Source organism: Photorhabdus sp. S10-54 (genome assembly GCF_963878145.1).
Classification (GTDB): Bacteria; Pseudomonadota; Gammaproteobacteria; order Enterobacterales; family Enterobacteriaceae; genus Photorhabdus; species Photorhabdus kayaii.
Genome location: NZ_CAWNXG010000107.1, coordinates 1 through 2951 on the forward strand (window position 1 = coordinate 1; position 2951 = coordinate 2951).

General features: G+C 44.9%; 2 tRNA genes, 1 rRNA gene and 3 pseudogenes. 2 read left to right on the plus strand and 4 right to left on the minus strand.

Features of this window, described 5'->3' with window-relative positions:
- Positions 1 to 219 (minus strand): annotated as a pseudogene (locus tag AACQ83_RS23680) (IS982 family transposase); the annotation flags it as partial.
- 198 nt (positions 220 to 417) lie between these two features.
- Here AACQ83_RS23680 and AACQ83_RS23685 point away from each other — a divergent pair.
- Together AACQ83_RS23685 and AACQ83_RS24855 are read left to right on the plus strand one after the other, a co-directional pair.
- Positions 418 to 1152, plus strand: a pseudogene (locus AACQ83_RS23685) (IS982 family transposase); the annotation flags it as partial.
- 805 nt (positions 1153 to 1957) lie between these two features.
- Positions 1958 to 2095: pseudogene (locus AACQ83_RS24855) on the plus strand (IS982 family transposase); the annotation flags it as partial.
- Positions 2096 to 2464: 369 nt separating this feature from the next.
- Here the strand turns inward: AACQ83_RS24855 and AACQ83_RS23695 are convergent.
- The 3 genes from AACQ83_RS23695 to rrf all read right to left on the minus strand — a co-directional run bounded on the left by AACQ83_RS23695 (position 2465) and on the right by rrf (position 2945).
- Positions 2465 to 2540 (minus strand) — tRNA-Trp (locus AACQ83_RS23695).
- Positions 2541 to 2549: 9 nt separating this feature from the next.
- A tRNA-Asp gene (locus tag AACQ83_RS23700) sits at positions 2550 to 2626 on the minus strand.
- Positions 2627 to 2829: 203 nt separating this feature from the next.
- Positions 2830 to 2945: ribosomal RNA gene (gene rrf, locus AACQ83_RS23705) — 5S ribosomal RNA — on the minus strand.
- Between the last annotated feature and the right edge of the window lie 6 nt (positions 2946 to 2951).

Genomic DNA, 2951 nt, shown 5'->3' on the forward strand with positions numbered 1-2951 from the left:
CTTAAGATACTGTTGCACATGCTCAATATAAAACGCTTTGAAATGACGATAGTGGCTCATGTGAAATAAAATGAGGAGCGTCATGATTTCACTCAGTGACAGGGAAGCTGCGCGATGGCGTTTAAGCAGGTTATTCTCGATGAGCTGTTGTTCCCAAAGCGGAATAAATTTTTGGCAAAAATCATCGACGCAGCAGTCAAGTTCTTCTAAAGTCATCATAGCCTGAGGATCTCCACGATTTTATTTTCTATACAAAAACTTTGATCGTGCCTCAGGCTCTTAGTTCCTTTTTTCTTTCCTCTCTTAAGCAGAGTTCAGGTTAACTAACCCGAATTCTGGATAAGAAATTGACGAGAAGCCTGTTCCAGGAGCAAAGTTTTGGTGCACACCAAAAACAGCTCTGAGGTGGAACAGGCTATGAATAAGTTAGTTGAAATTTTCTGTGATGTCGGTGATTTTTGCCGTTTTTTCATCCCGCAATGGGAGCCGTTTTGCCTCGATAACGGATACCGCCTGCGCCGCCGACAAGGTCACATGTATCCCAGTGAAATCATGGCCATTTTGATCCTTTTTCATCTGTCACATTACCGTGATTTTAAAAATTTTTATCTAGAACATATTTGGAAATATCACCACAACGATTTTCCCACCTTGCTCAGCTATCCTCGTTTTGTCAGTGTGGCCCCTTCCTTTTTGGTGCCACTATGCAGTTATCTGACTCAATTAAAAGGGAAACCCACAGGTATTGCTTTAATTGATTCCACCAGTTTGCGGGTTTGTCATAACATCCGTATTCCCCGTCATAAGGTTTTTGAGGGGATAGCAAAACGAGGAAAAACCTCAATGGGGTGGTTTTACGGTTTCAAATTACATTTGGTTGTTAACCATCAGGGCGAAACTCTGGCGCTTAAAGTTACCGCCGATAATGTGGATGATCGGGAACCTGTTCGCGAATTAACAACAGAATTAACGGGTACTCTTTACGCCGACAAGAGGTATCTCAGTCAGGAGCTCGCTGACGATTTAGCCAAAATCGGTGTCACTTTCATCACAAAAAAGCGCCGAAACATGAAAGCGTGTATGCAAGCTGAGTGGGATAAGATAATGTTATCAAAGCATTTTATCATAGAAAGTGTACCGCAGGCATACAAACTTGCTGCATAAGGAATAAGCGTAAGATTGTGGCATAAGCTCAGGAAGAGATGGTGGCAGGTCCACCGAAGTCTGCTGTCGGAAGCTGGCTTCATCCCCCCTCAAGCAGCTGCCGTAAAGAGCGCTGGTCGTGAGCGTTGAAGTTAAAGCGCGAACAATAGTTCGGCAGGTAGGGTACAAAGAGACGAGTAAAACCGAACCCATGTGGACGCGTCGTAAAGAAGAGATTTGACATTAAAACCGGGGGCGTTTCTATCTTCCGGGATAAATCTGTAAGTGAATTCCGAATACTGCGCAGGTGGTGTCCGGCGTAGAGTGGGCGTGACTTTGTATCGGGCTCTTTCTGGGAACTGCGGGAACCCGTCATCACGATGTCAAGGGAGAAATGCAAGTCACTAAATTGACAAATGATGAGAGTACCGATGAGTGATACGGGGGCGGAGTGACTCGTAGTAGTGAGGAAATATTTGTAATGAATGTGGAGCGAAGGGGTCACGTCAGGCAGCCTTGCCCGGTATCCAACTGTCAGACAGGAGGAAATGCTGGGGTTAAGGCAAAACCGTTTGTCATTGAAAAAAGGGATGTGCACCGTGCAGGGTTATTGGTCAAAGCCAATCAGGGGGCGGCGGGCGTGGATGGTCGAACCATTGCGGATTTTGAATCAAACCTAAAAGGGAATCTATATAAACTGTGGAACCGCTTATCATCGGGCAGCTATTATCCGCCCCCGGTGAAAGGTGTCACTATTCCCAAGAAATCAGGTGGTGAACGTCTGCTGGGTATTCCCACTGTTGTGGATCGTGTAATAGAGCATTCGCGCCACCGAAGTATAAAAGGATTTATGTTGACCGTCTTAGGCGGTTTGATTGCTTACTGCCTTAAATGGAAGAAACCATCACTGAAAGTTTTCTACTCAGAAGACGATTTTTCAGTGACGATTTAAACATAATTCGGGTTAACTAGTATGAAAATTGCCAAAAAGTCTAAAAAGTTATCTATAAGAATTCACTTTGACAATAGATAATTAGAAAGAAAGGTTTTATTGCTATAAGATCGAATAACATTGAGAACTGAAAAATGTGTAACCGAACCAGACAATATTTGGGAACAAATTTTCCAAGTGAGATCATTTCTGGAGAAAAGGTTCGCATAAGAGGATTTTTAGTGTAACGGCAAATCCGTTTTTCTTACAAAGTTCCATTAGAAAAAAGGCGCCGACCAAAAAGTCAGCGCCTTATCAATAATCTAATTCAAGTAGCATATATGGATCACCAATATTATAAACTACCCTAGTTGCCACTTAACTTATAACTGGCAGGGGCGGAGAGACTCGAACTCCCAACACCCGGTTTTGGAGACCGGTGCTCTACCAATTGAACTACGCCCCTAAATTAAGGTGGCGGTGCGGACGGGGCTCGAACCCGCGACCCCCGGCGTGACAGGCCGGTATTCTAACCAACTGAACTACCGCACCACCGAATTCTCTTTGATTTATATCGCTGTTACGACATAAAACTTAAATATCAAACTTAGCAGCTCATAAACGGCTTTCCTGCCGTTTTCCCTTCAGACCATCACAACTCGCGACGTTCAAACCCGTTGCCGACGGAGTTTGTCCTACTCTCTGCTACTTTTGCCTCATGTTGCTTTGCTGTCGCAACACAATGCTAAATTAAAGCCTGGCAGTTCCCTACTCTCACATGGGGAGACCCCACACTACCATCGGCGCTACGGCGTTTCACTGCTGAGTTCGGCATGGGGTCAGGTGGGACCGCCGCGCTATCGCCGCCAGGCATATT